21 protein-coding genes and 2 tRNA genes are annotated in these 24,948 nt (G+C 50.9%); 8 read left to right on the top strand and 15 right to left on the bottom strand.

Annotated elements, in window-relative coordinates; genetic code table 11:
* Window positions 1-11: 11 nt before the first annotated feature.
* The 7 genes from ispG to rnr all read right to left on the bottom strand — a co-directional run bounded on the left by ispG (window position 12) and on the right by rnr (window position 7,999).
* Window positions 12-1,298, bottom strand: coding sequence for a flavodoxin-dependent (E)-4-hydroxy-3-methylbut-2-enyl-diphosphate synthase (gene ispG / locus ACIKP9_RS03870; protein WP_400879527.1), 1,287 nt, complete (start codon window positions 1,296-1,298; stop codon window positions 12-14).
* A gap of 3 nt (window positions 1,299-1,301) precedes the next feature.
* Window positions 1,302-2,258, bottom strand: coding sequence for a RodZ domain-containing protein (locus ACIKP9_RS03875; protein ID WP_400879530.1), 957 nt, complete (start codon window positions 2,256-2,258; stop codon window positions 1,302-1,304).
* Window positions 2,258-3,001: a type IV pilus biogenesis/stability protein PilW gene (gene pilW, locus ACIKP9_RS03880; RefSeq protein WP_400879532.1), complete on the bottom strand. Its 744-nt coding sequence runs from the start codon at window positions 2,999-3,001 to the stop codon at window positions 2,258-2,260. Before pilW ends, ACIKP9_RS03875 begins: the two co-directional genes overlap by 1 nt.
* The gene (rlmN, locus tag ACIKP9_RS03885) at window positions 2,998-4,086 is read right to left on the bottom strand and encodes a 23S rRNA (adenine(2503)-C(2))-methyltransferase RlmN (protein WP_400879535.1); all 1,089 of its coding nucleotides are present in this window, start codon (window positions 4,084-4,086) and stop codon (window positions 2,998-3,000) included. The genes pilW and rlmN overlap by 4 nt, the downstream gene beginning before the upstream one ends.
* A 10-nt stretch (window positions 4,087-4,096) precedes the next feature.
* Entirely contained in the window at window positions 4,097-4,522 is a 426-nt protein-coding gene (gene ndk / locus ACIKP9_RS03890; protein WP_230347382.1) for a nucleoside-diphosphate kinase, read from the bottom strand.
* Window positions 4,523-4,752: 230 nt separating this feature from the next.
* Complete coding sequence (gene rlmB / locus ACIKP9_RS03895; protein ID WP_400879539.1) at window positions 4,753-5,508, bottom strand: 23S rRNA (guanosine(2251)-2'-O)-methyltransferase RlmB; 756 nt, start codon at window positions 5,506-5,508, stop codon at window positions 4,753-4,755.
* A 4-nt stretch (window positions 5,509-5,512) separates the two neighbouring features.
* A complete protein-coding gene (gene rnr / locus ACIKP9_RS03900; protein ID WP_449815900.1) occupies window positions 5,513-7,999 on the bottom strand; it encodes a ribonuclease R in 2,487 nt (828 codons plus the stop codon).
* Window positions 8,000-8,078: 79 nt separating this feature from the next.
* On the opposite strand from rnr, the gene ACIKP9_RS03905 reads away from it, so the two are divergent.
* The 3 genes from ACIKP9_RS03905 (at window position 8,079) to ACIKP9_RS03915 (ending at window position 9,535) form a co-directional block, all read left to right on the top strand.
* A tRNA-Leu gene (locus tag ACIKP9_RS03905) sits at window positions 8,079-8,165 on the top strand.
* An 851-nt stretch (window positions 8,166-9,016) separates the two neighbouring features.
* Window positions 9,017-9,101, top strand: a tRNA-Leu gene (locus ACIKP9_RS03910).
* 185 nt (window positions 9,102-9,286) lie between these two features.
* Window positions 9,287-9,535 (top strand): hypothetical protein, encoded by a 249-nt coding sequence (locus tag ACIKP9_RS03915; RefSeq protein ID WP_400879545.1) that lies wholly within the window; start codon window positions 9,287-9,289, stop codon window positions 9,533-9,535.
* Window positions 9,536-9,538: 3 nt separating this feature from the next.
* Here ACIKP9_RS03915 and ACIKP9_RS03920 read toward each other — a convergent pair whose 3' ends face one another.
* The 3 genes from ACIKP9_RS03920 to ACIKP9_RS03930 all read right to left on the bottom strand — a co-directional run bounded on the left by ACIKP9_RS03920 (window position 9,539) and on the right by ACIKP9_RS03930 (window position 13,838).
* Window positions 9,539-10,108, bottom strand: coding sequence for a YbhB/YbcL family Raf kinase inhibitor-like protein (locus ACIKP9_RS03920; protein WP_400879547.1), 570 nt, complete (start codon window positions 10,106-10,108; stop codon window positions 9,539-9,541).
* 87 nt (window positions 10,109-10,195) lie between these two features.
* Window positions 10,196-11,410, bottom strand: a complete 1,215-nt coding sequence (locus tag ACIKP9_RS03925; RefSeq protein ID WP_400879550.1) for a PQQ-dependent sugar dehydrogenase — start codon at window positions 11,408-11,410, stop codon at window positions 10,196-10,198.
* A gap of 70 nt (window positions 11,411-11,480) precedes the next feature.
* Window positions 11,481-13,838 (bottom strand): TonB-dependent receptor, encoded by a 2,358-nt coding sequence (locus ACIKP9_RS03930; RefSeq protein ID WP_400879552.1) that lies wholly within the window; start codon window positions 13,836-13,838, stop codon window positions 11,481-11,483.
* Window positions 13,839-14,180: 342 nt separating this feature from the next.
* Here ACIKP9_RS03930 and ACIKP9_RS03935 point away from each other — a divergent pair, with 342 nt between their 5' ends.
* From ACIKP9_RS03935 to sugE, 5 genes are read left to right on the top strand one after another with little or no spacing between them, the layout of a single operon-like run.
* Window positions 14,181-15,626 carry a TolC family protein gene (locus ACIKP9_RS03935; RefSeq protein ID WP_400879555.1) on the top strand — a complete coding sequence of 482 codons (1,446 nt, stop codon included), beginning with the start codon at window positions 14,181-14,183 and terminating at the stop codon, window positions 15,624-15,626.
* Entirely contained in the window at window positions 15,623-16,675 is a 1,053-nt protein-coding gene (locus ACIKP9_RS03940) for an efflux RND transporter periplasmic adaptor subunit (protein WP_400879558.1), read from the top strand. The genes ACIKP9_RS03935 and ACIKP9_RS03940 overlap by 4 nt, the downstream gene beginning before the upstream one ends.
* A 13-nt stretch (window positions 16,676-16,688) precedes the next feature.
* The gene (locus tag ACIKP9_RS03945) at window positions 16,689-19,829 is read left to right on the top strand and encodes an efflux RND transporter permease subunit (protein WP_400879561.1); all 3,141 of its coding nucleotides are present in this window, start codon (window positions 16,689-16,691) and stop codon (window positions 19,827-19,829) included.
* Between the two features lie 28 nt (window positions 19,830-19,857).
* On the top strand, window positions 19,858-20,043 hold the full coding sequence (locus ACIKP9_RS03950; protein ID WP_400879564.1) for a hypothetical protein: 186 nt from the start codon (window positions 19,858-19,860) through the stop codon (window positions 20,041-20,043).
* A 29-nt stretch (window positions 20,044-20,072) separates the two neighbouring features.
* Window positions 20,073-20,390, top strand: coding sequence for a quaternary ammonium compound efflux SMR transporter SugE (sugE, locus tag ACIKP9_RS03955; RefSeq protein ID WP_400879568.1), 318 nt, complete (start codon window positions 20,073-20,075; stop codon window positions 20,388-20,390).
* A 10-nt stretch (window positions 20,391-20,400) separates the two neighbouring features.
* Here the strand turns inward: sugE and ACIKP9_RS03960 are convergent, their stop codons facing one another.
* From ACIKP9_RS03960 to ACIKP9_RS03980, 5 genes are read right to left on the bottom strand one after another with little or no spacing between them, the layout of a single operon-like run.
* On the bottom strand, window positions 20,401-22,089 hold the full coding sequence (locus ACIKP9_RS03960) for a TadG family pilus assembly protein (protein WP_400879569.1): 1,689 nt from the start codon (window positions 22,087-22,089) through the stop codon (window positions 20,401-20,403).
* Window positions 22,090-22,097: 8 nt separating this feature from the next.
* Window positions 22,098-22,370, bottom strand: a complete 273-nt coding sequence (locus tag ACIKP9_RS03965; protein ID WP_400879572.1) for a DUF3613 domain-containing protein — start codon at window positions 22,368-22,370, stop codon at window positions 22,098-22,100.
* Window positions 22,367-23,128, bottom strand: a complete 762-nt coding sequence (locus ACIKP9_RS03970; RefSeq protein WP_400879575.1) for a tetratricopeptide repeat protein — start codon at window positions 23,126-23,128, stop codon at window positions 22,367-22,369. Before ACIKP9_RS03970 ends, ACIKP9_RS03965 begins: the two co-directional genes overlap by 4 nt.
* Before the next feature lie 2 nt (window positions 23,129-23,130).
* Window positions 23,131-24,033, bottom strand: coding sequence for a type II secretion system F family protein (locus ACIKP9_RS03975; RefSeq protein WP_400879578.1), 903 nt, complete (start codon window positions 24,031-24,033; stop codon window positions 23,131-23,133).
* 1 nt (window position 24,034) lies between these two features.
* Window positions 24,035-24,946 carry a type II secretion system F family protein gene (locus ACIKP9_RS03980; protein WP_400879580.1) on the bottom strand — a complete coding sequence of 304 codons (912 nt, stop codon included), beginning with the start codon at window positions 24,944-24,946 and terminating at the stop codon, window positions 24,035-24,037.
* Between the last annotated feature and the right edge of the window lie 2 nt (window positions 24,947-24,948).

The following is a 24,948-nucleotide window of genomic DNA, read 5'->3' on the forward strand; positions in this document are numbered from 1 at the left end:
TTTATAGTGTTCTAGATGGCTTTAACCGGGATGGTTTTCAAGCCCTTGCTGGAAACCTGCTGGCGCAAACGCCCGCCTTCGGCATAATTGACGCGGACATACTCTTCCACGATTACCTTGAAGTCATCAGCAATGGCTTCGCCCTTGAGGGTGACGGTTTTCTCGCCGTCCACATACACTGGCGCAACTGGCACTTCTCCAGTCCCTGGCAGGCTAATACCAATATTGGCAAGTTTGGATTCACCAGGACCATTCACGACACAGCCCATCACGGCCACACTCATAGTCTCAACGCCAGGGTATTGGCTACGCCAGATCGGCATCTGGTCACGCAGGTAACGCTGGATGCTTTGTGCAAGCTCCTGGAAAAAAGTTGACGTCGTACGCCCGCATCCAGGGCAAGCTGTCACCAAAGGCGTAAAAGAGCGTATACCCATGGTTTGCAAGATTTCCTGCGCGACCACGACTTCCTTGGTGCGAGGTTCGCCTGGCTCGGGTGTCAAAGACACGCGGATGGTATCGCCTATGCCATCCTGCATTAGCACGGACAATGCTGCCGTGGATGCCACAATCCCTTTAGATCCCATGCCAGCTTCAGTCAAGCCCAGGTGCAATGGATAATCACAGCGACTACCCAGATCACGATAGACCTTGATCAAGTCCTGCACCGCGCTCACCTTGCAAGAAATGATGATGCGATCACTTGGCAAGCCCAAGTCCTCTGCCTCGGCCGCATTTTCCAAGGCAGATTGAATCAGCATTTCGCGCATCAAGGCATCTGCCGTCAATGGTGCTACACGCTTGGAGTTTTCATCCATCATGCGCGCCATCTTGGCTTGATCCAGGCTACCCCAGTTAACGCCAATACGTACTGGCTTGTTGTAATCAATCGCGGCCTTGATCATGGCAGAGAACTGCTCATCACGCTTGGAGCCTTTGCCAACATTGCCGGGGTTGATGCGATACTTTGCCAAGGCCTCGGCACAATCAGGATATTGCGCCAACAAGCGATGCCCATTGAAATGGAAATCACCAACCAGGGGCACATTGCAGCCAAAATCATCCAGCTGACGGCGGATGCTAGACACTTGTGCAGCAGCCTCTGGCGAGTTCACGGTAATACGCACTACTTCGGAGCCTGCACGCCACAGCTCATATACTTGCTTTACCGTCGCAGCTGCATCTGCAGTATCGGTATTGGTCATGGATTGCACCACGACCGGTGAGCTGCTGCCAACCGGCACATGGCCGATCATGACGGTCTTGGTATTTCGGCGACTGAGCGTTTGATAGTCCAAAACTTACTCCAACCTCAGCCGAGCCACATTTACCTTGGTATAAGGAGCAAGGTCAACGGGGCTATTGTTGTATTCGAGCTTGGTGCCATGAATATTGCCGACCACAATCCTGAATGGAGGCTGACCAGCAATCATTTCCTCGCTACTCGGGGCTAGTGTTTTATTCAAGATTTGCTTGCCATTACCATCAAAAACGCTGACCCAGGTCTCTTCAGTCACAGAAAATTTAAGCCGGGAACCCTCCACCTGTGGTGAGGACTGTTGTGGTAAAGCTTGCCCCCCTTCACTGGATGAAGGTTGCGGCATAGCCGCTTGGGCAGGTGATGTTGCAGGCTCTGTCGTAGTTTGTGGTACGGCTGCCGGAACAGAAGGTGCTGCTTGCTCTGGCGCAACTGCACTTTCAGCGGACGCAGGGGATACCGGCTCTGATGGCGCTGCATTTTCCAATGCTTGACCTTCGCTCACACTCTCCTGCTCAACGATACTAGACACCGGCGAATCTGCTAATGCCGGCGCAGCATCATGCTTCTGGAAAAAATCGACATAGAGCACCCAAGCTGCGAGCAACACTACCAGCAACACACCAAACCAGACATAAGGTCGCCATGACATACCAGGCTCACCGGAAATCACGATATTGGCCGAGGGAATGCTAATCGCCTGGCCATCTTGGGCAGGGACATATTGGCTATAAACCCGCAACAACGGTGTAGCATCAATATTGACTAGGCGTGCATAGTTACGAATAAAACCACGCGTGATGACAGCTTCAGGCAATACCGCAAAATCATCATTTTCCAAGGCCTGCACTTGGCGCAGACTTAGACGCAGCCGGTTGGCAATATCTTCCGCCGCAAACCCAAGATTTTCCCGCGCGACCACCAATGTTGGCCCAATGCGGTCAAGATCAATTGACGCTACTTGTATATCCTGTTCAGGAGAATCGTGCTCACTCATCATTACTGTCCTGACAATAATTGTTTTGTTTGCTCGGCGTTAGGGAATTTTCTTCTCAACTGCAAGGCATAACTGGCTTCACTATCCCTATCCCCAGCCTCTCGCGCAAGCTTGATACCCAACCATAGCATGTCGGCAGTCGGGCTATTGCTTTCCAAAGCGGGGTTGAGGTAATTACGCGCAACACCATACTCGCCACGACTATGCGCAATAACTGCCAATTGATAACTAGCCTGGAATAGCTGTGGCTGCAATTGCAGCGCATGTTGCAGATAAAGCTCGGCTTGCTTGATATCCTTCTTGCGCAACAAGCAAGTACCAGCATTCATGTAGGCCACGCCAGGCGTCACGTACAGCGGGTTCTTGACTGCCTCGGTGAATTGAACGATAGACTCATCAATGCGGTTGCGCGCACAGAGAAAGCTACCGTAATTATTGCGAGTTTCAGAACTTTTGGGGTCTAGCTGCAACGCCTTGCGAAAAGCTGTATCCGCCTTCTCATCCTCGCGCAATGTGCCGTAAACCAAGCCCAATCCATTATATGCAGGGGCATAGAAAGCATTGATCTGCGCAGCAAGCTCGAATTCTTCCAGTGCAACTGCAATCTGGTTCTGGGCATAATATCCGGCCCCCAGCTCAGTATGCACACGGGCACGCTCGCGACTGGCTTCGGTATCTTGCTTGGTTTCAGTAGCGGCACATGCAACAAGCAACAACCCGGCAACAGCAACCAGGTACTGCTTCATGCAATCGCCTCCACCTTGATACGGCGTAACGAGCGCTTGGTCTTATCCTGCACCTTGCCAGCCAACTGGCCGCAAGCTGCATCAATATCTTCGCCACGCGTCTTGCGTGTCGTGACTATATAGCCTGCCTGCATGAGAATATCGCGAAAACGACGGATATTATCTGGCTTGGAAGTATCGTAGCCGCTATTGGGAAAGGGGTTAAAAGGAATCAGGTTAAACTTGCATGGCACATCCTTGACGATGCCCAGCAATTGCTTGGCATGCTCGACAGTATCATTGACACCATCCAGCATCACGTATTCAAAAGTCACAAAATCACGTGGCGCTTTTTCCAGGTAACGCTGGCAAGCTGCCATTAATTCAGCAATAGGATACTTGCGGTTGATGGGTACAATCTCATCGCGCAATGCGTCATTGGGCGCATGCAGGGAAACCGCCAATGCCACCGGACACTCCTCACGCAGCCTATCCATCGCAGGCACCATGCCAGAAGTAGACAAGGTCACGCGGCGGCGACTTAAACCATAAGCGGAGTCATCCAGCATGATACTCATGGCAGTGACGACATTGTCAAAATTGGCCAGCGGCTCACCCATTCCCATCATCACCACATTACTGATGATACGGTCACCCTTGGGGTCACGCCCCAAGGCTTTGTTCGCCACCCACAACTGACCGATAATCTCGGACACGCTGAGGTTACGGTTGAACCCCTGCCGACCGGTCGAGCAGAATGTGCAATCTAGCGCACAGCCCACTTGCGATGAAACGCATAACGTCCCACGCTCATCCTCGGGAATAAAAACGGTTTCAACACCATTGCCTGCACCTACGTCAATCAACCACTTGCGAGTACCGTCTTCCGATATTTGCTCTAGATGGACTGACGGAGGCACAATCACGGCCTCCTTGGCGAGCTTTTCACGCAACGCCTTGGCAATATCGGTCATCTCCCCAAACTCATTCACGCCAAAGTGATGCATCCAACGCATCATCTGTTTGGCACGAAAAGGCTTCTCGCCAATACTTTGGAAGTATTCGGCGAGCGCAGCCTGGTTCAAGTTAAGGAGATTGACCGTCATGCGCTATACCTTAGCGGCTGTATACGTTGGATTGCGCGAAGAAGTAAGCGATTTCGTTCGCAGCGTTTTCCAGGGAATCAGAACCGTGAACAGCGTTAGCATCGATACTGTCAGCAAAGTCAGCGCGAATCGTGCCCGCATCAGCTTTCTTAGGATCAGTTGCACCCATCAGATCACGGTGCTTGAGCACAGCATTTTCGCCTTCCAGCACTTGCACAACCACTGGACCAGAAATCATGAACTTGACCAGGTCATTGAAGAAAGGACGCTCTTTGTGAACAGCGTAGAAACCCTCAGCATCAGCCTGAGACAGTTGTACCTGCTTGGAAGCAATGATCTTGAGGCCAGCGTCTTCAAAACGGGTGTAGATCTTGCCGATCACGTTCTTGGCAACTGCATCGGGTTTGATAATGGAAAGGGTACGTTCAACAGCCATGATGACTCCAAAGATAATATTTGAGAAAACAACTACGGAAAGACCGATAAAATAACATTTTAGCGGCCCAAAATAAAGCCAGGGCACAATATTTACCCTGTATGTTGGAGCAAGCGCCACGCGCTTACCCCACTAGTATCAACATGCATCATGATAGGCTCACGACAGATTGAGCTGCATTCAAAAACTCAATCTCGAGATTTAAAAGAATCTCACCACGTGGTAGATGATTAACCCTGCTGCAATATTCGCTGCCTACGTGCTTCATACAAGCAAATGCCGCTTGCCACTGATACATTCAGACTCTCAACCGACCCAAACATGGGGATGCTAATCAAGCTATCACAGCTTTCCTGTGTCAATCGGCGCAAGCCAGTGCCCTCTGCCCCCAACACCAGCGCCAACGGGCCTGATAAATCAGTAGCAGGCAAGTCTGCACTCGCCTCAGCAGCAGTACCGACCACAAAAACACCCGCATCCTTGAGCTCACGCAGGGTACGTGCCAGATTGGTCACAGCGATGAATGGCACAGTTTCTGCCGCACCACAAGCAACCTTACGCACGGTGGCATTCAAGCCCACCGCCCTATCCTTAGGTGCAATCACGGCGTGCACACCCATTGCATCTGCCACGCGTAGACATGCACCGAGATTATGCGGGTCTTCCACACCATCCAGCACCAGGAAAAACGGTGGTTCTTTGAGGTTGGATTCGAGAATATCGTGAATATCCTTGTAGGGAATTGGCGTATCAACCGCCCGTGCAATCACCCCCTGATGGCGCGCATTACCACCCGCCATCCCATCCAGCCGGGCACGCTCCACTTGCATCACACGCACATTGGCATTTTCTGCCATCTGCAATAAATCCTTCATCCGCGCATCCACCCTGTCCTTGTCGATCAGGATTTCCTGAATGCTCGCCCCATGCTGGCGCAAACGACTCAATACGGCATGAAAGCCAAACAAAATACGTGCATCACTCATTCAATTAACTAGCTTTCTTCTTGGTGGTTACTTTAGCGCGGGATTTTCCATTACTTGCGCGCGGCGGCTTTGTCCGCGACTTCTTGGCCGTTGGCGTCGTGGCTACTTTGCGTGTTTTCGGCTTGCTAACTACTTCTTTAACCAACACTTCCAATAAAGGTAAAGGCTCTTTGGCTGCAGCCTGGCGACGTTTAGGCTTTTCCAGCGCCTGTTCAGTCACGGTATTAGCAGCCTCAACTGCAACACCTTGTTTGCTGCGACGACGCTTGGCAGATGAATCTTCGGGAGCGGATGATGCCTGCAATTGATCCTCTCTGGCAACTAGGCTGAAATCCACACGACTGGTTTCAAGGTCGACACGCGCCACCTTGACGCGCAGCCTATCTCCCAAGCGGAAGCGCACTCCAGTCCGCTCGCCCAGCATTTCATGCCGTACCTTGTCGAAATTGAAGTAATCATTTCCCAGCTCAGTGACGTGCAGCAAGCCCTCCACGTAGACACCATCCAGCGCAACAAATAAGCCAAAACCGGTCACACCAGCCACGGTACCATCAAACTCCTCACCTATTTTATCCTGCATGTAGTAGCACTTGAGCCACGCTTCCACATCACGCGTCGCATCATCGGCACGCCGCTCGGTCATGGAGCAATGCTTACCCAGCTCCTGCCAATCACCTGCCTTGTAGGTTTCACCATTTAACACGGCCTTGATAGCGCGATGTATCAATAAATCCGGATAGCGACGAATTGGCGAAGTAAAGTGTGCATAAGCCTCATACGCCAAGCCAAAATGACCAATATTATCTGGACTGTATACCGCCTGCTGCATAGAGCGCAGCAAGACAGTTTGCAATAACTGCTCATCGGGCCGCCCCTTGATTTGAGCCAACAATCTGCCGTAATCCTTGGCATGCGGGCTATCACCACCACCCAGCGTAAAGCCAAACTCACCCATGAAGGTACGCAAGGCCTCCAGCTTTTCCTCGGTCGGGCCATCGTGAATACGATACAGGGCAGGATGCTCGCGCTTGCCAAGAAAATCTGCGGCACAGACATTGGCAGCCAACATACACTCCTCAATCAAGCGATGCGCCTCATTGCGCGAAGTCGCCTCAATGCGCTCAATCTTGCCGTTATCGTTGAACACCATCAGGGTTTCGTTGCTTTCAAACTCAATCGCACCACGCTTCTCACGCGCCGCAAGCATGATCTTGTATAACTTATACAAATGGCCCACATGCGGCACCAACCAATCATATTCACGCGCAACCTCGCCCTGAGGGTTGCTGATGATGTCAAACACCTTGGTATATGTCATCCGCGCCTTGGAACGCATCACCGAGGGATAAAACTTATATTGTTTGATGCTGCCAGTGCTGCTGATTTGCATATCGCAGATCATGCAAAGCCTGTCGACATCAGGATTAAGCGAACATAAACCATTCGACAACGCCTCAGGCAGCATGGGAATAACCCGACGCGGGAAATAAACTGAATTACCACGCTCATAGGCATCTTTATCCAAACCATCGCCTGGCTTGACGTAAAAACTGACATCAGCAATCGCTACCACCAACCGCCATCCTGTGCCCTGTGGCTCACAGTAAACCGCATCATCAAAGTCACGCGCAGTTTCACCGTCAATCGTCACCAAAGGCAGCTCGCGTAAATCTATGCGCCCCTTCCAATCTGCCGCACGCACTTGCTTGGGATATTTTTGCGCCTGCTTGAGCGCAGCTTCGGAAAAATCATAGGGTAAATGATGCTTGCGCAGGGCGATCTCGATTTCCATGCCAGAATCAGCATAATTCCCAAGAATTTCAATCACTTTACCTACTGGCTTGGCATGCGGGGATGGTTGCTCTGTTAGCTCCACGGTCACCACCTGCCCATCCTTCGCACCCATATCAAGGTGATAAGGAATCAGGATGTCCTGGTTAACGCGCTTATCCTCGGCTGCCACGATAGTAACGCCATGACTACTAACCACACGCCCTACCAGCGTCTTGGTCGAACGCTCCAACACCTCGACAATCCGCCCCTCTGGCCGACCGCGCCGATCCACCCCAGCGGGGCGCACCATGACGCGATCACCATGCATCACCTGGGCCATTTCACGCGGGGAAAGGAACAAATCATCCCCTCCACCATCGGGAATGAAAAAGCCGAAACCATCCTGATGCCCCTGCACTTTACCTGCCAGCAGATTCACCTTACCAGTAATGCATAACGCCCCTTTGCGATTCTGCAAAATCTGCCCATCTCGCTCCATCGCAGCCAAGCGGCGGCCAAAAATCTCCTGCTCAGCCTTTTTAATGCCAACCAGCTTATAAAGCTGATCCACGGTCACAGGCACCCCCTGCTCCTCCATCACCGACAAAATAAATTCTCGACTAGGCAATGGGTTATCGTACTTAGCGATCTCTCGCTCCGCATGAGGATCCTTGGCCCGAACTCCTTTGGGCTTGCGCGGCGAAGTGGCTTTTTTCACAGCTATCGTTTTAATCTGCTTTTTTTTCGTTGACAAAATATAACTTTCCTATAGAATGCGCGGCTCATCGATGTTCGATGCCCAGATGGCGGAATTGGTAGACGCGCTAGGTTCAGGTCCTAGTGGTGGTAACACTGTGGAGGTTCGAGTCCTCTTCTGGGCACCAAATGATTGATCAAAATACGCACCGTTACTGAATTTCAGGCGGTGCTTTTTTGTTTCTATACCTAAAACTATACCTTCCAGCACGTCCCTAAACCAAAACTGTAATCTCATAGCAGGCATTGTCCCATTAAAACCATTACAGGTCTAAGACAATATCCTCGCCACTTGCCTTGATTGCCCACCAACCTTTGCAAGAGCAATCCGTCTATACCCCTCATTCAGTATCTAATGGTCGGACTTATCTTACACAAGCTCGGCATCCGCACTGATAGTAGCGCCTGAGCAAAGCACCTACATTAGCATCACGTACAGCAAATTGATTTTGTAATTTCTGCACGATGACAGTAAGCGCCGTGTATGCATGTTGCTGACGATCTACATGACCAAAATGATCAACAAAATATGTGATACCCCGCTTCAGAGTGCCCTACGCTTTGAGGAGAATGATCATGGACAGACTTTTGGAAATTTTACGCAGGATAGAGAATGGGGAAACTACCTTCCAACCTACTAATCAGCAGGATATGGTTCGATTCCAAGTAGAGGTTGTATGCTTGCAATATGCCCACCGCCAAGGTCTGATTAAACAACCTTGGTTCGTTACAAGCGCATCCCACGAATACCCTTGGCAAATTGAGAAAGTGTCCATTTTAGTATTGACTGATTTAGGCCGTAGATTCGTCAAAATACAATCCCTAAAAAGCAAAAGCGCCACGACCGAGAAAGACTAGTCAAGAATTTACAGCGTTACTCAGAAAATCTGTACTTAGATTAGCTACACAATTAAAACTGCGCTATAATCCGATCCCTTCGTAGATGCTTAGAGACGTATCTACACTACGAACGTGGTAAGCGAAAGTGGCGGAATTGGTAGACGCACTGGATTTAGGTTCCAGCGCCGCGAGGCGTGAGAGTTCGAGTCTCTCCTTTCGCACCAGTGACTTATTAAGTGATTAATTCGGTCGAATTAAAGCGTGTAGTCACTTGTGTAGTAAAAATCATTACCCCATCAAGACAAAAGCCTAGTCCTTTCAATCCATTTCTCTATGGCTTGGCTTATTTGACACATTCCTCAAAGCTAGACAATATCAACACTGTTCAACGCACTAAAGAAAGTAGCTTATGCAAAGCACGATCAATCAAGATGAAATCAATATGTTGCGCGCCGAACTTGAGATTCTCATGCGGGAGCGCCAATCATTATTGAAAGTGACTGGTGCGGCTGCGGGATTGATTGCTGAGCTGGATAGCCATGATCTACCAGCAGGTACTGAAGAGGCTGCTGAGTTACTTGCAAGCAACATCAACAACCTCTCAGAGGAAACGCTGCAAGATGCCTTGAACTCGGTTCAGGCTATTATTGCGGGCTAAACGCTACTCGCGGGGAGACTCATAGATTCCCTCAAGTTTGCCCTTTGCCAGCACTGTTCCTCGCAAGGCTTCTACAAACTGTTCCCGCGATACTCCCTCTGGCAGCTCCAAGATATTACCAAAGGCATACACTTGGAAATGGTAATGATGAGTACCTGTTGCGGGCCGCGGACGCGGGCCAAGATAACCAGTCTTACCATTAATGGTAACTCCCTGTAATACGCCTTCCGGTGTTGCCAATTTGCCATCTTTAGGCAAATTGGCAGGCAAAGAAGTCACTGAGCCAGGAATGTTGTAGACCACCCAATGCACGATGGGCTTACCATCCTTAATACCGTCTTCATCCTCCAGCAATATCGCATAACTCTTGGTACCTGCTGGTCCAGCACTCCAGGATAGTGCTGGAGATAATGAGGCACCATAGCTTGAGTTTTCCAAGGGAATACTTTCACTATGCTTGAATGCCGCCGATTTGACTTCCAGAACATTGGCACTCTTTGCCTGGATACTGTGATATGTCAGCTCCGCTTTTACTTGATCTGCCAATGCCACCTGGCTGCTGACAATCATCATTCCTAACACCCATATCCATAAATTTTTCACATTATTCTCCTGACTTAAAATAAAAACCACGCCAATATATTGCGGGGCATAGTTCAATTAACGCTTTGGCGGCTCGAGCTTGTAAAGCGCTCCATTGGGATCATCTGTCAGCACATAAAAAAACCCATCAGGACCTTGACGCACATCGCGTATGCGCTGTGCCAAATGGGCCAGTAGGCGCTCTTCATGAATGATCTTGTTACCATCCAGCTCCAGACGAATCAGCTGTTTATCCGCGAGCGACCCTAGCAGCAAATTGCCTTTCCACGCTGAGTCAGCAGTCACAAATGTGAGGCTGGATAATGCCGGTGATTTTGCCCAGTAATAAATCGGCGGCTCAAATCCATCGCCATGCCGGTGAGGACCTTTGGTTTCTGCAGTCTGCTTGCCCGTATAATCAACGCCATAACTCACGATCGGCCAACCATAGTTATTACCAGGCTGTACGATATTGAGTTCATCCCCACCACGCGGTCCTTGATCAGTGGTCCAGATTTGGCCTGTAATAGGATGAAAACCTATGCCCTCGGCGTTGCGATGGCCGTAAGACCAAATCTCTGGGCGAGCATTCTTCTTGCCAACAAATGGGTTGTCCTTGGGTACAGATCCATCAAGACTCAGACGCACGACTTTACCGGCAAGTTTATCCAGTTGTTGTGGGGCAAGATTAACGTGATTGTCGCCATGCGTGATGAATACATGACCCTTGTCATCAAATAGAAAGCGGCCACCAAACTCCCAGTAAGGAGACTCTGCCTGCTTGGGCTCCTGACGATAGATCACCTTAACATCCTCAAGGCTACCTTGCTCCAATCTTGCCGTTGCTACAGCAAGCCCAACAGGCTCATCATCGCCAGTACCTTCCGAATACGACAGATAAACTGTCTGGCTTTTCTTGAAGTCCGGCGCCAATGCAACATCCAGCAAGCCGCCATGACCACCAACAAAGACCTTAGGCACGCCTTGAATGGGATCAGAAACCTCACCTTGCGGAGTAATGCGGCGTAACTTTCCCGTTCTCTCTGTGACCAAGAAATTGCCATCAGGCAAGAAGGCAATCGCCCAAGGATAAGAAAGCTTGTCCGCGATTTTGGTGTGATGGATTGTTCCTAGTTGTGAGCCAGCCTGCTGACGCTCGCCTTTGATACTAGGGGCTACTCTTAAGGGAGCAGGCAGATCAGCAGTAGTTGCCGTACCAGCAATCACAGGCATAGAAAACAGGTAAAAAGCAGTCGTCAGACCACTCATGACCAGTGAAAATTGCTTATTCATTATTCATTTACCTCTACGGATATGATGTAAGTGGAATGACCATGCTGCGAAGGCCAATTCCTTGGATTGGTTAAAAATTGAGCTGCAGGCTACCGACGATAGTCCTGGGTTCGGCTAATACATAAGTGGCAGGGCCAACAAGTTGAGACGGCGCCAAGCTGGGATCAGAGGAAAAACGCCCTGTATTCACTCCCTGCAGGTACTGTTTATCAAACAGATTGTTGACGTTCAGGCTAAACACCGCATTCTTGAAATAGCGGCTAAGATTATTCCAGCGATAACCCAAGGCAAGGTTGACGGTAGTGACAGCAGCAATCTTTTCATGGTTAGTTAAGTCTCCGTAAAGGCTGCCTTTATAAAAGGCACGGATATCGCCATATAAACTGCCATCGTCATACCCTATGCCGATTGTTGCCAAGTGCTTGGGCGTGTTGAACAGTTGCTTACCCTTGGTTGGCAAGGCATTTAGCCCACCGACAGTCACGCCCCCCTCCAGCTCAAAATCTTCCTTTTGGGTAGCCGCAACATAGGCGTACGAAGCGGCATAATTGAAGTTATGAGGCAGCAAACCATTCAAGGCAAATTCAGCCCCTTTGGTCTCGACTTTTCCAGCGTTGTAATACGCAGTGACAAAACTTGGCGTTTGGTAAGAGACTTGACGGTTCTTGAAATCATCAAGGAACAAAGCCAGGCTACTACTCAAGCGACTGTCGCGGTAGCGCCATCCCACTTCCTGGTTAATAGTGGTTTCTGGTTTTTGCGAAGTACCCACCGCACCATATAGCGAAGCTGCTGCAGGTATGCGCATATTGGATGACGCGCTGTAATAGACCTGGTTGTTCTGGTCGGCCTGATAATCCAGCGAAAAAGCCGGCAAAAAGCGCTCATAAGTCGCATCACGCTCATAGCCTGGGTTGTTGTAATTAATTGCACCACTACTCAGGACTTGCCCAATATTCCTACCTTCCAGCTTGGTATGCTGATATGCCAATGCAGCCGTGACTTTCAATCTCTCAGTCGCATTCCAGATATCCTCAGCCCAAAGCTTGAGCGTCGGCGAGTCAGTGCGCTGGTCAGACATATAGATTGGGTTGCCACGCCCATCTGAGGCAATATTGCTCTCTCCGTTGGTGGTATAAGGTTTACCGTTAGCCTTGATCGGAACATAGGAGAAAGTCTGACGTGAATGCCAACGCTCATACCAAGCCCCCAACTGCAGTTTATTGGTTGCGGCAAGTTGCCAATCCAATCTTGCTGAAATACCCGGCCGATACTGAGCCGGTAACATCTGGCGGGCAAATGGCACCCCGGTGTCCAATTGGTCACCATCTCGATTCAGGTCGACATTGAGTAGCGTTTCATTTAATGCAAACGGCCCTGCCGAAGATGTCCCTCCACGAATGCGCTGAAAATATGGGTCTACGGAAAGATCGAGATTGTCGGCAAGCTTGAAGTGGCTATTGATCATGTAGTTCTGCACATGAAAGCTTGTCGACATCAGCCATTGGCTCGATGGTGTCGTACCGTTCACAACATTGTCATTGACGCCAGTAGTACCCGAATAAGTCGGGTAAGTAGTCAGCGCATAGCCGCTGCGATAAGGCAATGAATCAAACTGGGCCTTGGTCTTGGGCATGGTGCTCCAGTTTTCCAGCTCTTGTGTGGAAATGATCAGGTTGATGCTGTTTTCATTCCATGCATATTGCAGGTTTGCGCCCGCACGCTTGGTTTGCGCCCTCAAGTCACTCGCTTGCCAATTGTCATATCGACTATCAGAAACCGATATCCACCCTGAAAATCCAGCATGCTCACCAAAATTCACTCTGGCATAGGTTTTTTGGACATCGTTATTACCAAATGTCTGCTTGAAAAACACTCCAGCCTCTGGCGTAGGGGCAACGGTTTTCAGGATGATGCTGCCCCCACTAGCAGTCACACTAGGTAAGGATATTGCCGAAGAACCATAGATCAAGCTGATTGACTCATAGTCCTCTGGGTCACCAATCACACTGCCAACTGCCATTTGGAATAAAGGATCATTTAAGGGCAATCCATCACGCACAATCCCAATTTGGCTGCCACTAAACCCACGAACAGTGAAACCTGCACCACCAGCCCCCCATGAATTGCCACCCTGCGAATTCACGCCCGGCAGAAACTTTAGCGAATCATATACAGTGCCTATTCCTCCCAGCTTCTCCAATTGAAACTTGGTCAAGGTAGCGCGTGACCCTGGCGCTGTTTCAATCTTGGTATCTCCTAGATAGGTATCGCTGATTTTTTTATCACTCACCACGACGACTGATCCAAGGTCTGCGGGCTCAGCCTCCGCATCACTCTCCTCTGCATAGCCATGATGGGCATATAGCACCAGCGCAAGCTGAACTAAAGAGCTCAAGCGCTTGGTACCCGTTGGTATTTGCTTCATTGTGTTACTCCCCAAGAAAATTTATGGATCCAGCTCACGAAGCTGGATCAGCGCATGACGCTGACTTGGAGATGGCAAATTTCATTCCACCATATAAATAACCTAAAGCAAATAATTAAAAATGTCTCTTAATTTAATGATTTATATATTTTTATACCTACATTAACTTTACTGCACCACAGAAATACCTTATCCATTAGTGCAACAACAGCAACACGCCCTTGTTGCAGATGGAACACGCAGCGTATTGGATAGCAACATTCATTTCCTTGTGTCTTGACGCCATTGCCGCCAGCTCTGTCAGGTTGTACCATCGGGCATGGAGTGAATAATGACGGCGCGATGAAAACAATAAAACAGCCGCCCGGACGATGGACGACAATCACGCTGTGCAGTTTGCTGGCAACAGGATGTGGCTATCAGCAATACCAAGCTCATCCCATTGCGGCAGCACAGGGGCATGTTTCGTTACGGGCACACGATACGGGAGATAGCGGCTTTCTGGCTTATTTGCAGGCAGAGGGTCATCACAACTTACCTGGGGAATGGGGATGGCAGGAGCTCATGCTCTGCACACTGTATTTTCATCCCGACCTTGATGTTGCCCGCACCCAGCTTGGCCGTGCCATGGCCTCCATCACAACGGCAGCCCAACGGCCCAACCCCGGGATATCGATGGGTGCCGGTCGTCGCAATGAGCCTGAGGTTCCTGAAGTCTATAGCCTGAGTTTTAATATCCCGATTGAAACGGCTGGCAAGCGTCAGGCGAGGATTGATATGGCGACAAACCTATCAGAAAGCGCTCGCCTCAATATTGCCCAAACTACATGGAATCTGCGTTACCGCCTGCTTTCAAGCTGGATTGAGTTCAATGCAGCTCACCAGAACCTTGTCCTGCTTCAGCAAGAAGCCAAGTTACGTGAAGAGATTGTCACTATGCTTACGCTGCGCTTGCAGGCAGGCATGATTTCCAGCGTCGAATTGAGTAATGCAAAGCTGCAATGGCAGAAAACAGAGCAGGCAGTGGTAGAAGAACAAGGGCGCACGGATGTGCTCAAGACCCAGCTTGCCAGCAATGCGGGCTTACCTCTCAATAAATTTGATCAATTGCAGTTGAGACTAGACACGGCGGATCAGTTGCTGAACATGCAGCACGATACCGCCATGATCAACACGCTTAATCCCGCCACGCAAGATGCGGCACTGTTGAACAGGGTTGATATACGGGCAGGACTGGCAAGTTATGCTGCAAGCGAGGCACGCGTGCGACTCGAAATTGCACGCCAATATCCTGACATCAGCCTTGCCCCTGCTTATAACTATGAAGAAGGATTCCACATCTGGTCATTAGGCATTAACAGCCTCTTGCATATCCTGCACCGCAACCAAGGCCAGATTGCCGAGGCAATCGCATTACGCGAAACAGAAGCTGCACAATTTGAAGCCTTGCAGGCACGCGTCATCGCCTCCATGGACAGCGCCAGGAGCCTTTACCGTTCAGCCTTGCAGGTACTTGAACAAGCTCGCCATGTATATGAAGCGCAGCAAAGCCAGACCGAGCAAGCCAAGCTACGCTTTGAGCATGGGTTTGCCGATCGCCTGGAGTTGTGGACTTATCAGTTGGAAAACCTGCTTGCCAAGCAACGGCTAATCTCGGCTGAGTATCAGATACAACGCGCTGCAGCTGCGCTTGAAGATAGCATGCAGCTGCCTCTGGAGAATCTTGAGTCAATGCCAGCCAATACTCAACACCACACGCCCCAGCCACACCAGGAAATCACGTCATGAGTAAAAAAGCCACCGCCATCATCATCATCCAGGCTGGCCTCATCGTGGTCTTGCTTTGGTTACTGGTATTGTTCAGTAAAGATGAATTCGAGGCATTCAATGAAGAGGAAGAAATTGAAAGCCCGCAGCGTGTCCATACCGAGGCTGGCATCAGCACGATCATCCTGAGTGCAGAAACCCAACAACAAAGTGATATCCGTACCGAACCTCTCGGCATGGCAAAATATCAACCATCGCTAGAAAGCCTGGGGAATGTGTTAAGCCTGGATGGCTTATTGGGCCTGCGTAGTCAATACATGAGTGCACTGGGTGATCTCGCCGTAGCACAGGCAGCCCTGGCTAACAGTAAAAATGACTACGAACGCCTGTCGCTGCTCAATCAGCATGACCGCAACATCTCAGACAGAATGGTCATAGCCGCCGAAGCGCTCTACAAAAGTGACCTGGCCAAGCTACAGGCACATGAAGCGGCACTTGATAACCTGCGCTACACAGCACGACAGCAATGGGGAGATCGCCTTGGGCTAGGCATGCTAGAGCCCAAGCCAAGCGCCGAGATCAATGCCTTGCTGGAGTACAAGCAAGTGTTGTTGCGTATCGCCTTGCCCGCACAACAAACCCAACCCACCAGCACATTGCACGTTACCCCGGTTGGCAGCGGTATTCCCCCCATTACGGCGCACCTGCTTGCCCTCTCGCCACAGGCAGACCCTGTACTGCAAGGCAAAACTTATTTTTATGTAGCACCAGCTGCCAACCTGCGAGCAGGCATGCGCCTAAGCACTCAAGAGCTGGATACGGCCAACATGATGAGCGGTGTGATTGTACCGCCACAAGCCGTGGTCTGGTATGGCGGTAAGGCATGGGTATACCGTCAGCACTCGACAGAAAAATTTGTACGCGAACCCATTGATACAGATAAAGAAAGTGATCAAGGATGGTTTAACCGGGATAAATTCAAGCCCGGAGACAGCATCGTCATCCATGGTGCCCAGCTCCTGCTCTCGGAGGAACTCAAGTACCAGATCAAGAACGAAAATGACGACTAGGAGCTGAATAACCATGATGTCAGCCCTGATCCGTTTTTCAATACGCCATAGTGGCGTGATGATGGCGCTCACCATCATGTTGGTGGTTTATGGCGTCTACAAGACGATTCATAGCCACCTTGATGTGTTCCCTGAGTTTGCCCCCACCCAGCTGATCATTCAGACTGAATCGCCTGGCCTGTCTGCCGAGTTGGTCGAATCACTCGTCACACAGCCGCTAGAGAACGGCATTGCCGGGACTGTCGGTATCAGCAGCATACGGTCGCAATCTATCCCCGGCCTCTCTGTGATCACTGTGATTTTTGATGAATCCACTGATATTTACCGCAATCGCCAGGTTGTCGCAGAGCGGCTTGCCACGCTCAATAGCACCTTGCCAGCTGGCATTGTCCCCAATATTACGCCACTCACCTCCTCCGCCAGCACCGTATTGGGCATAGGCCTTACCTCTGACGTCAGGAGCTTGACTGAGCTGCGCACGCTGGTGGACTGGACAATCAAACCGCACTTGATGGCAGTGCAAGGCGTTGCGGATGTCAATGTGTTTGGCGGTGAAGTCCGCCAACTGCAGATACAAGTCGACCCAGCCAAATTGGTACGCTACAACCTTGCCCTGCAGCAAGTCGTTGATGCCGTGAGCCGCAGCACCGGTATACGCGGAGCTGGTTTTATCGAAAACACCAACCAACGCATCATCATCAATACCGAAGGCCAGGCACTCAACCCCCACCAGCTATCACGTACTGCACTGCTACATGTCTCAGGCCAAACCCTGCGCATTGCCGACATCGGCCAGGTTGTCGAAGGCGCGGTGCCCTCCATTAGCGCTGCGGCTATCAATGGTAAAACGGGGATATATCTCTCGGTGCAATCCCAGCTAGGCGCCAATACCAAGGGCGTCACCCAGGCGGTTGAGGCTGCCCTCGTTGAACTTGGCCCGGTACTGGATACCAAGGAAGTCACGCTGCACCCTGCACTATTCCGCCCAGCCAATTTTATCGAGACTGCCACCAAGAGCGTGCAAATCGACATTCTCATCGGCTCTGCCCTAGTAATCGGCATCTTATTTTTGTTCCTGTTCAATGTGCGTGCTGCATTCATTTCCGCCACGGCTATTCCACTCTCTTTGCTGGCAGCCATCGTGGTCTTGCAGCACTTTGGCATGGGTCTCAACATCATGGTGCTGGGCGGCCTGGCGATTGCGCTGGGCGAAGTGGTCGATGATGCGATTATTGACTCGGAAAATATCTTCCGCCGCATTCGTGAAAACCGCTTATTGGCTAACCCTGCTCCATTACATCACGTGGTATTCCAGGCATCCATGGAGGTACGCAGCTCGGTGGTGTATGCCACCTTCATTGTGGCGCTGGTTTTCCTGCCTTTGCTGACTATAGGTGGCGTCGCTGGCAAGCTGTTTGCCCCGTTGGGCATTGCTTATATCTTGGCTATCATGGCGTCATTGGTGATTGCGCTCACGATCACCCCCGCCCTCTGTTATCTATTACTTGGCAAATCCGCCAATATGAAAACTGAGGATTCCCCCATTATCCGCATGATCAAGCGCTGCTATGTGCGCTGCCTGCGCAGCATTGAACCACATTACAAACTGCTGATTGGTGGCACCCTGCTATTCATTGCATTGGGCCTCACTACGCTACCACTGTTCAAGAGCCAGTTTATTCCCAGCCTGCATGAAGGTCATTACATCATGCACATGACCGCAGTGCCTGGCACATCGGAACAGGAGTCCCTGCGTATCGGCAAAAAAGTCACCGAAGTCTTACAAAGCATAGAAGGCGTACGTTCGGTTGCCCAGTGGGTAGGGCGTGCTCCCAATGGCGCAGATACCTTTGGCACTCATTACAGTGAATTCGAGATCGAAATCGGTGCCCTGTCAGGCGCAGAGCAACGCCGCATCCTAGAAGATATTCGTGAAAAACTATCCGGCATGGATGACGATGGTCCAGGTTATCCCGGATTTGTCGGCGTCAACTTTGCCATCAACACCTTCCTGACAGAACGCATAGAAGAAACCATCTCTGGCTATGCTGCCGCCCTGGTCATCAATATTTACGGGCGTGACCTTGATGGCCTGAATCGCGATGCAGCAGCAATAGCGGCCGCACTGGCGGATACGCCCGGGGCTACCGATGTCATGATTCAATCCCCACCGGGCACTCCACAGCTAGTCATCAGGCTATTACCAGAGAAGCTGCTGCAATTTGGCCTACATCCCAGCGATGTCCTGGATACCATCCGTATTGCCTATGAAAGCATGCCAGTCAATCAGGTTTACCAGGGCAATCGCGTTATCGGTATTGCGGTGGTGCTCGCGCCTGAGGCTAGGCAACACATACAGCAGGTAGGCAAATTACCCTTGCGCAATAATGAAGGGCGTATGCTTCAGCTCCAGGACGTTGCAGACATACGGCAGGAGAATGGCCAATCCAAGATATTGCACTTAGGAGCCAAACGCATCCAGACCGTCACGGCTAACCTGCGGGAAGGTGATGTCCACGACTTCTACCAGCGTGCACGCCACAACATCAATCGCGAGGTCACGCTTTCCCCAGGCAATTACCTGGCCTTCAGCGGTGAAGCACAAGCCGAGAGCCAGGCCAGTCAAGACCTTATCGTGCATTCCCTGCTGGCTTTTGGCGGAATATTCCTCCTGCTATACATCGCATTGGGTAACCTGCGTAACCTGGTACTCACCTTTTTCAACCTGCCATTCGCCTTGATAGGCGGAATTTTTGCCGCCATCCTGGCAGGTGGCTGGATATCGATAGGTTCCATGGTCGGTTTTGTCACCCTGTTTGGCATCACCCTGCGCAATTCCATTATGCTGATTTCACACTATCAGCACCTGATTGATCACGAGGGCTTGGAATGGAACCTGGAAACCGCCATCCGCGGAGCAACGGAGCGCTTACCCTCTATCCTCATGACAGCCTTGGTAACAGGCTTGGGCTTGCTGCCACTGGCTTTGGGTAGTGGCGAGCCGGGGCGCGAAATCGAAGGCCCCATGGCAACCATCATCGTAGGTGGTTTAGTCACGTCTACCCTGCTCAACCTGCTCATTATGCCTGCCATCATGCTGCATCTCGGGCGCTTTGAAAAACGCCTAATAGAACAACACGACACTGTGGCCTAAGCGTCATGATTCTCTGTAGAATATCGCCATGAATCCGGCATGGCGATTGATATTACTAGGTTTAATATGGGCAGCACCGCTCGCTGCGGCGCCTGCTCCCTGGTACCTCTGGCAAAGCAAGCTGGATAGCAAACTGGTCTGCCTGCAAACCTCACCTGGTCATGGCTGGGTGCAAATCAAAGGCCCCTTCAAGGACAACAACTGTCGTCATTAAGACAGTGCATCAAAGAATCAGGATTTCTCATGGATTGGCTTACCCTTGCCATTGCAGGTCTGCTTGAAGTCGTTTGGGCAGTTGGTCTCAAATACAGCGAAGGCTTCACGCGCTTATGGCCCAGCGTAGGCACCGTCATCGCCATGGTGCTCAGCGTCGTGCTATTAAGTTTGGCCATGCGCTCATTGCCAATGGGCACCGCCTATGCGGTGTGGGTTGGAATCGGGGCTGTAGGTACCGTGATCATGGGGATATTCCTTTTTAACGAACCTACCAGTGCGATGCGACTCATCAGCGTCGCCATGATCATCATTGGGATTGTCGGGCTGAAGTTAGCAACGCCGTAAAACTGTTTTTTTAGCGCAATAATGCCTGTGAGCTACCAGAACCAACGCCTTCCAGAATCACAGTAATACCGGCAATATTAACGCCAAGTAGCTTAAGCAATGGATCAAGTACAGAACTCGTAACTGCTGCCAACAAAGGTACTACTAGTCCTGTGACAATACTATCAAGCAATCCAAGATTTACCCCTAACACCTCAATATTCAAACTGCCCTGCGTCGCAAAGCCCGCAAGACTTCTACCCACACCACTATAACTATTCATAGCCATCGGCAAATGAGATGAAACCGGATGCTCAACTGCAAACACCATCGTACTCGCACTAGCCTGAGCAATTGGTGCATTCAAGCGAATCCTTGCTAAAGGAATGCCACCGCCAAGAAAAGACAATAGCGTAATCTCTGCAGGCCCATTATTCTGATTGTTAGTCAGCGTTAATGCTACTAAGCCAGGATAGGCATTCATGGTGACATTGGTCATACTGCTAGTATTAATTTCCATGAGCTCTGCACGTCCTGGAGCTACCTCCAGATTAAGCTTCAAATTTACTCCCGCAAGTGCCAAAACGTTTGCATTGACACTAGTTTCAACTCTCACCTGTGCTGTTCTAGCAATAGTACAAGCCACCTGATTACCTCTACCAGCAGGAACCCCAACGGCAAGTCTTGGGGGCTCGATCACACGGATATCAGTACTGATATTGGCCAGTCCCAGCAAACTAATGCCTAATGGCAAGCTAATGAAGTTATTTCCATTAGCAACAAAAGCTGCTGTCTGGATCAGCGATAGAAGATTGATGCCTGTAGCAGCTACTGCACTGGAGTCTGGGTTACTCACCTGCAATATATTCCCGAGCCTGACTTGTGTCGTATTCACCGACCCTAGTAACTGGCTCAAGGCACTTTGCACAAGCCCCCTGTCTACCCCTCCGAGCAGAGACGCCTGGTTTCCCTCTTGCGTCACAGCAAGGTTCAATATCTGCATGAAATTATTCAGTGCAATAGGTGCATTCAACAGCTCCGAAACGGATCCAACATTTAAGTCACGGGCGTCACCAGCCCTAACCAAATCCAGCAGGGTGACATTGGTATTCGCGAGGCCACGATAATCCACTGCCCTTAAACTCAGGTTGCTACCCAATACCCGACCTAGCAGATTATTCAACAATGCAGATTCTGCGGTATCAATTGCCGCAGCAGTAGAACCTACTCGAAACGCCGCGAATGGCGTACGAATAGCCGCCATGGCCTCGGCTTGGAGCAATATCCTTTGATTGAAAATACCCCCTGCAAACAAACTGGAAGGTACCTCTCTGGTGGCTAATACCCGAACAGCACGGCGTTCCGTGTTGCTTGCCATAAAAGTACGCACGCCACCCTCGTCTGTGGCATAAGTCCCCAATTGCACGGCATTCGGTGCGGCAGCGAGATCACCTTGAAAGCCATTGGCCATGGCAGCACTTTGGGCAGCCGCCACGATCAACTGTTGCTGGATATTGCTCCCACCGCCCTGCCCACATCCTCCCGCTTGCCCCCCCGCTGCAATCGCGGCCATATCAGCAACATTCTGTAGCTGGCGCTTGATCATCCACATGCGCCCACTATCAACGGCCACAGCGACAAATAGCACAGCCATCATGAGGGTAAGCACGCCAAACAGGCCGATAGCGCCTTGTTGTTGTTTTTTGGAGTGTCTAGACATGGTCAACATCATTGTCGGTTGAACTGGCCGGGATCAAAGCGCTCTGGGATGGGGCGGGTAAAGCTCTCAAGATAACGCTTATGAATATTTTCCATGGCAGGGCCGGACAAAGGTTGTTTATTGAGCGATGCTTGGCTTCCTTCTCGCTGCAATGCCAACCACGCCTCTGCTTGAGAAGGCGTACTGGCCGCTTCTGCCTTCTGTGAATGTTGATCAGCAAAGGCAGCGGTTGCCATGTACAAGGCCAGCACTGTGATTGTCTTCTGCAATTTCATCATCATTGCACTACCTCCAATTGGGGACTCAAAATGCCGGTGCAAAGCTGGGTGTTGCCATAGCAGCTACCCGATGAGAATTGCTGGCGCTGATTGATCTTGAATGCAGGCAAGCCACTTTCCCGGCGAATACCTTGCAGATGTTGCTCTGTGATGTTGAAGTCGCTTGCGAGCTGGGTAGCACGCTCATCCTGCCCCGTCTTGTACATGAGCATGATGAGGTTATGGATAGCAAGCCGATTACTGCCATCCAGTTCAATCGCGGTAAGCAACTCACTGAGAGCAGGCTGATGGTCGCCATGCATCATCAAGACATAGCCGTAATCGCCTCGTACCTTGCTATCCACCGGCAGCATCCGGCTGGCAACCTTGAGAAAACCAATGGCGGTATCGTGCTGCTCCTGCATTTCTGCGAGTAAGCCCAGCCCCTGATAAGCCAAGCCACCGACACAAGTCGCAAGCAACTGCTGGTATAGGTCGCCCGCCTGTTCAAATTGTGCAGTCTGGCGCAAGGCATGGGCTCGGTATAAACGGGCAACAGGAGTATCCAGCTTGGCCGCATCAAGGAAGGCCAAGGCTGCATAGGCTTTGCCTTCTCCCAGCACCTTGGCAATCATCTCCAATTGCGTACGATTTTCCTGGCTGGCGGCTGTACAACTCTGCTTGCCGTCTTTCTGCTCCTTACCATCCGCGAAGGTTGTCAAGGCCGCCAGGGAGAAGCTGGCTGCGCACAATATCCTAGTCCAATAGCGTTTTTTACTCATGCTCACCCCTGCCCACTCAATGCCTTGCCCAAGCCGATAAAGCCAGGGCCAGCGATAAAAATCATCAATGCCGGAAACATGAAGATCATCATCACGATGGTCATCTTGGCCGACAGCTTGCTAACACGTTCACGCAACATGGAAAACTGCCGCTCTTCAATCAGTGCGGCATAACGCATGATGGAATCCCGCACATTGCCGCCTTGTTGTGCCACTTGCTTCAGCATTGCCACGGCTTCCGTCAATTCGGGAATATCCAGCATCTGGCTCATGCTCAGCAAAGCCTCGCCCTGATCCTGCCCAGCCCTGATCCGCGCCAGCACGCGCTCCAACTCTTGCGCCAGCTGCGGCATGATGTCGGTTGCCTGCTCCACCATGATGCGCAGGGAATGCTCAAGGGATAGGCCAGAATCAAAGAGCATGACCAGCATGTGGAGAAAAGTCGTGATTTCCTTGCTGATGAGCTTGCAGCGGCGAGCTGCCAGCCTCCGCAACAAGTAGCGAATGCCAACATAAAAAAATGCAAACCCAAACAAGGCAAACGACAAGCTGCGTAACAAGTCATGCCCTTGTATCAAATTGATCAATAACACCAGCACTGCTGTCACCAGCGGCCCAAGCCGGATCACTGCATTGAAAATAATACGTGCACGCCCTCTGTAGCCTGCCTGCACCAATAGCTTGAGGATTTCCTTATCCTTGCTTGAAGGCAAAATGGAGAGACGCTCAATGAAATGTTCAAGACCTCGCTTGGGGGATGGCAGATGAACACCACGCTTGCGCCCAAACACCTCGTCAAAGCGTGCATGCGCATCATGGCGGGTTCGTTTGGAAAACTCCGCGATCATCAACAGCGCACTGCCTGCCAACAAGCCCAAGACACTGATCCACACCCAGACATTCATGCTAGATGCTCTTCATCATGCGCCAGAAGATCAGGATGCCCACGCCCTGCATGATCAAGGCTGCCTTGAATATGAACGCTCCTGATGGATCATGCAGCATCATGTCGATATAGCCAGGGTTGGCAGTGAACATATAAACGACAATCGCCAGGGGGGTAAGTGACAGTACCCAGGCCGTGATCTTGGTTTCACCTGTCATGGCAGCCAGTTCACGTTGAGCCTGCTCATGCTGGCGTATCATCTGCACGATGCTCTTGAGCATCTCTTGTGGTGAACTTCCGTAATTACTGCTGATACGGATAGCCAATGCAATCAGTCCCAACTCTTTGACGCGATGTAGCTCAGCAGCCTTCTGCATAGCATCGGCAAAACTTGCCCCCAGGTCGGTGGCACGCACCACACGATCCAAGACAGCTCGCAATGGCATCTGCATATCTTCTGTCACCCCCCGTACCGCACCCTCCACACTTTTTCCGCTGGACAAGGCGCGTGAGACTTGGTCAATAAACAAGGGGATTTGTGTCACGATCATGCGCTGACGGCGCCGCATGCGGATATAAGGAATCACCACAAGCAGTAGAAGTGCCAATATCAGCGTAGAGGCCAATGCAGGCAACATCGACATGTAGAGATTACTGAATCCCAGCACTAGCAAACCCAGGCAGGTAAATGTCACGATATGCCATGGTGCAAGATCAAAACCGTAGATAACAGAAAAACGCAGCTTGGCACGTGCTACCCAGCCCTCATCTCGCCCTGGTAGAAAACTCTCTATATGTCCAAAATAAGGCAAGGCCTGCTCAAAATTGACTCTGGCCTTAGCTTGTAGCTCTTTCTGTTTACTCGCCGACCACAGCAATAAACCCAGCACCAGAAACATGAGGCACAGCGATAGCAATATCCATCTATTCATGA

The organism is Methylobacillus methanolivorans (assembly GCF_044751345.1).
In the GTDB taxonomy this organism is placed as follows: domain Bacteria; phylum Pseudomonadota; class Gammaproteobacteria; order Burkholderiales; family Methylophilaceae; genus Methylobacillus; species Methylobacillus methanolivorans.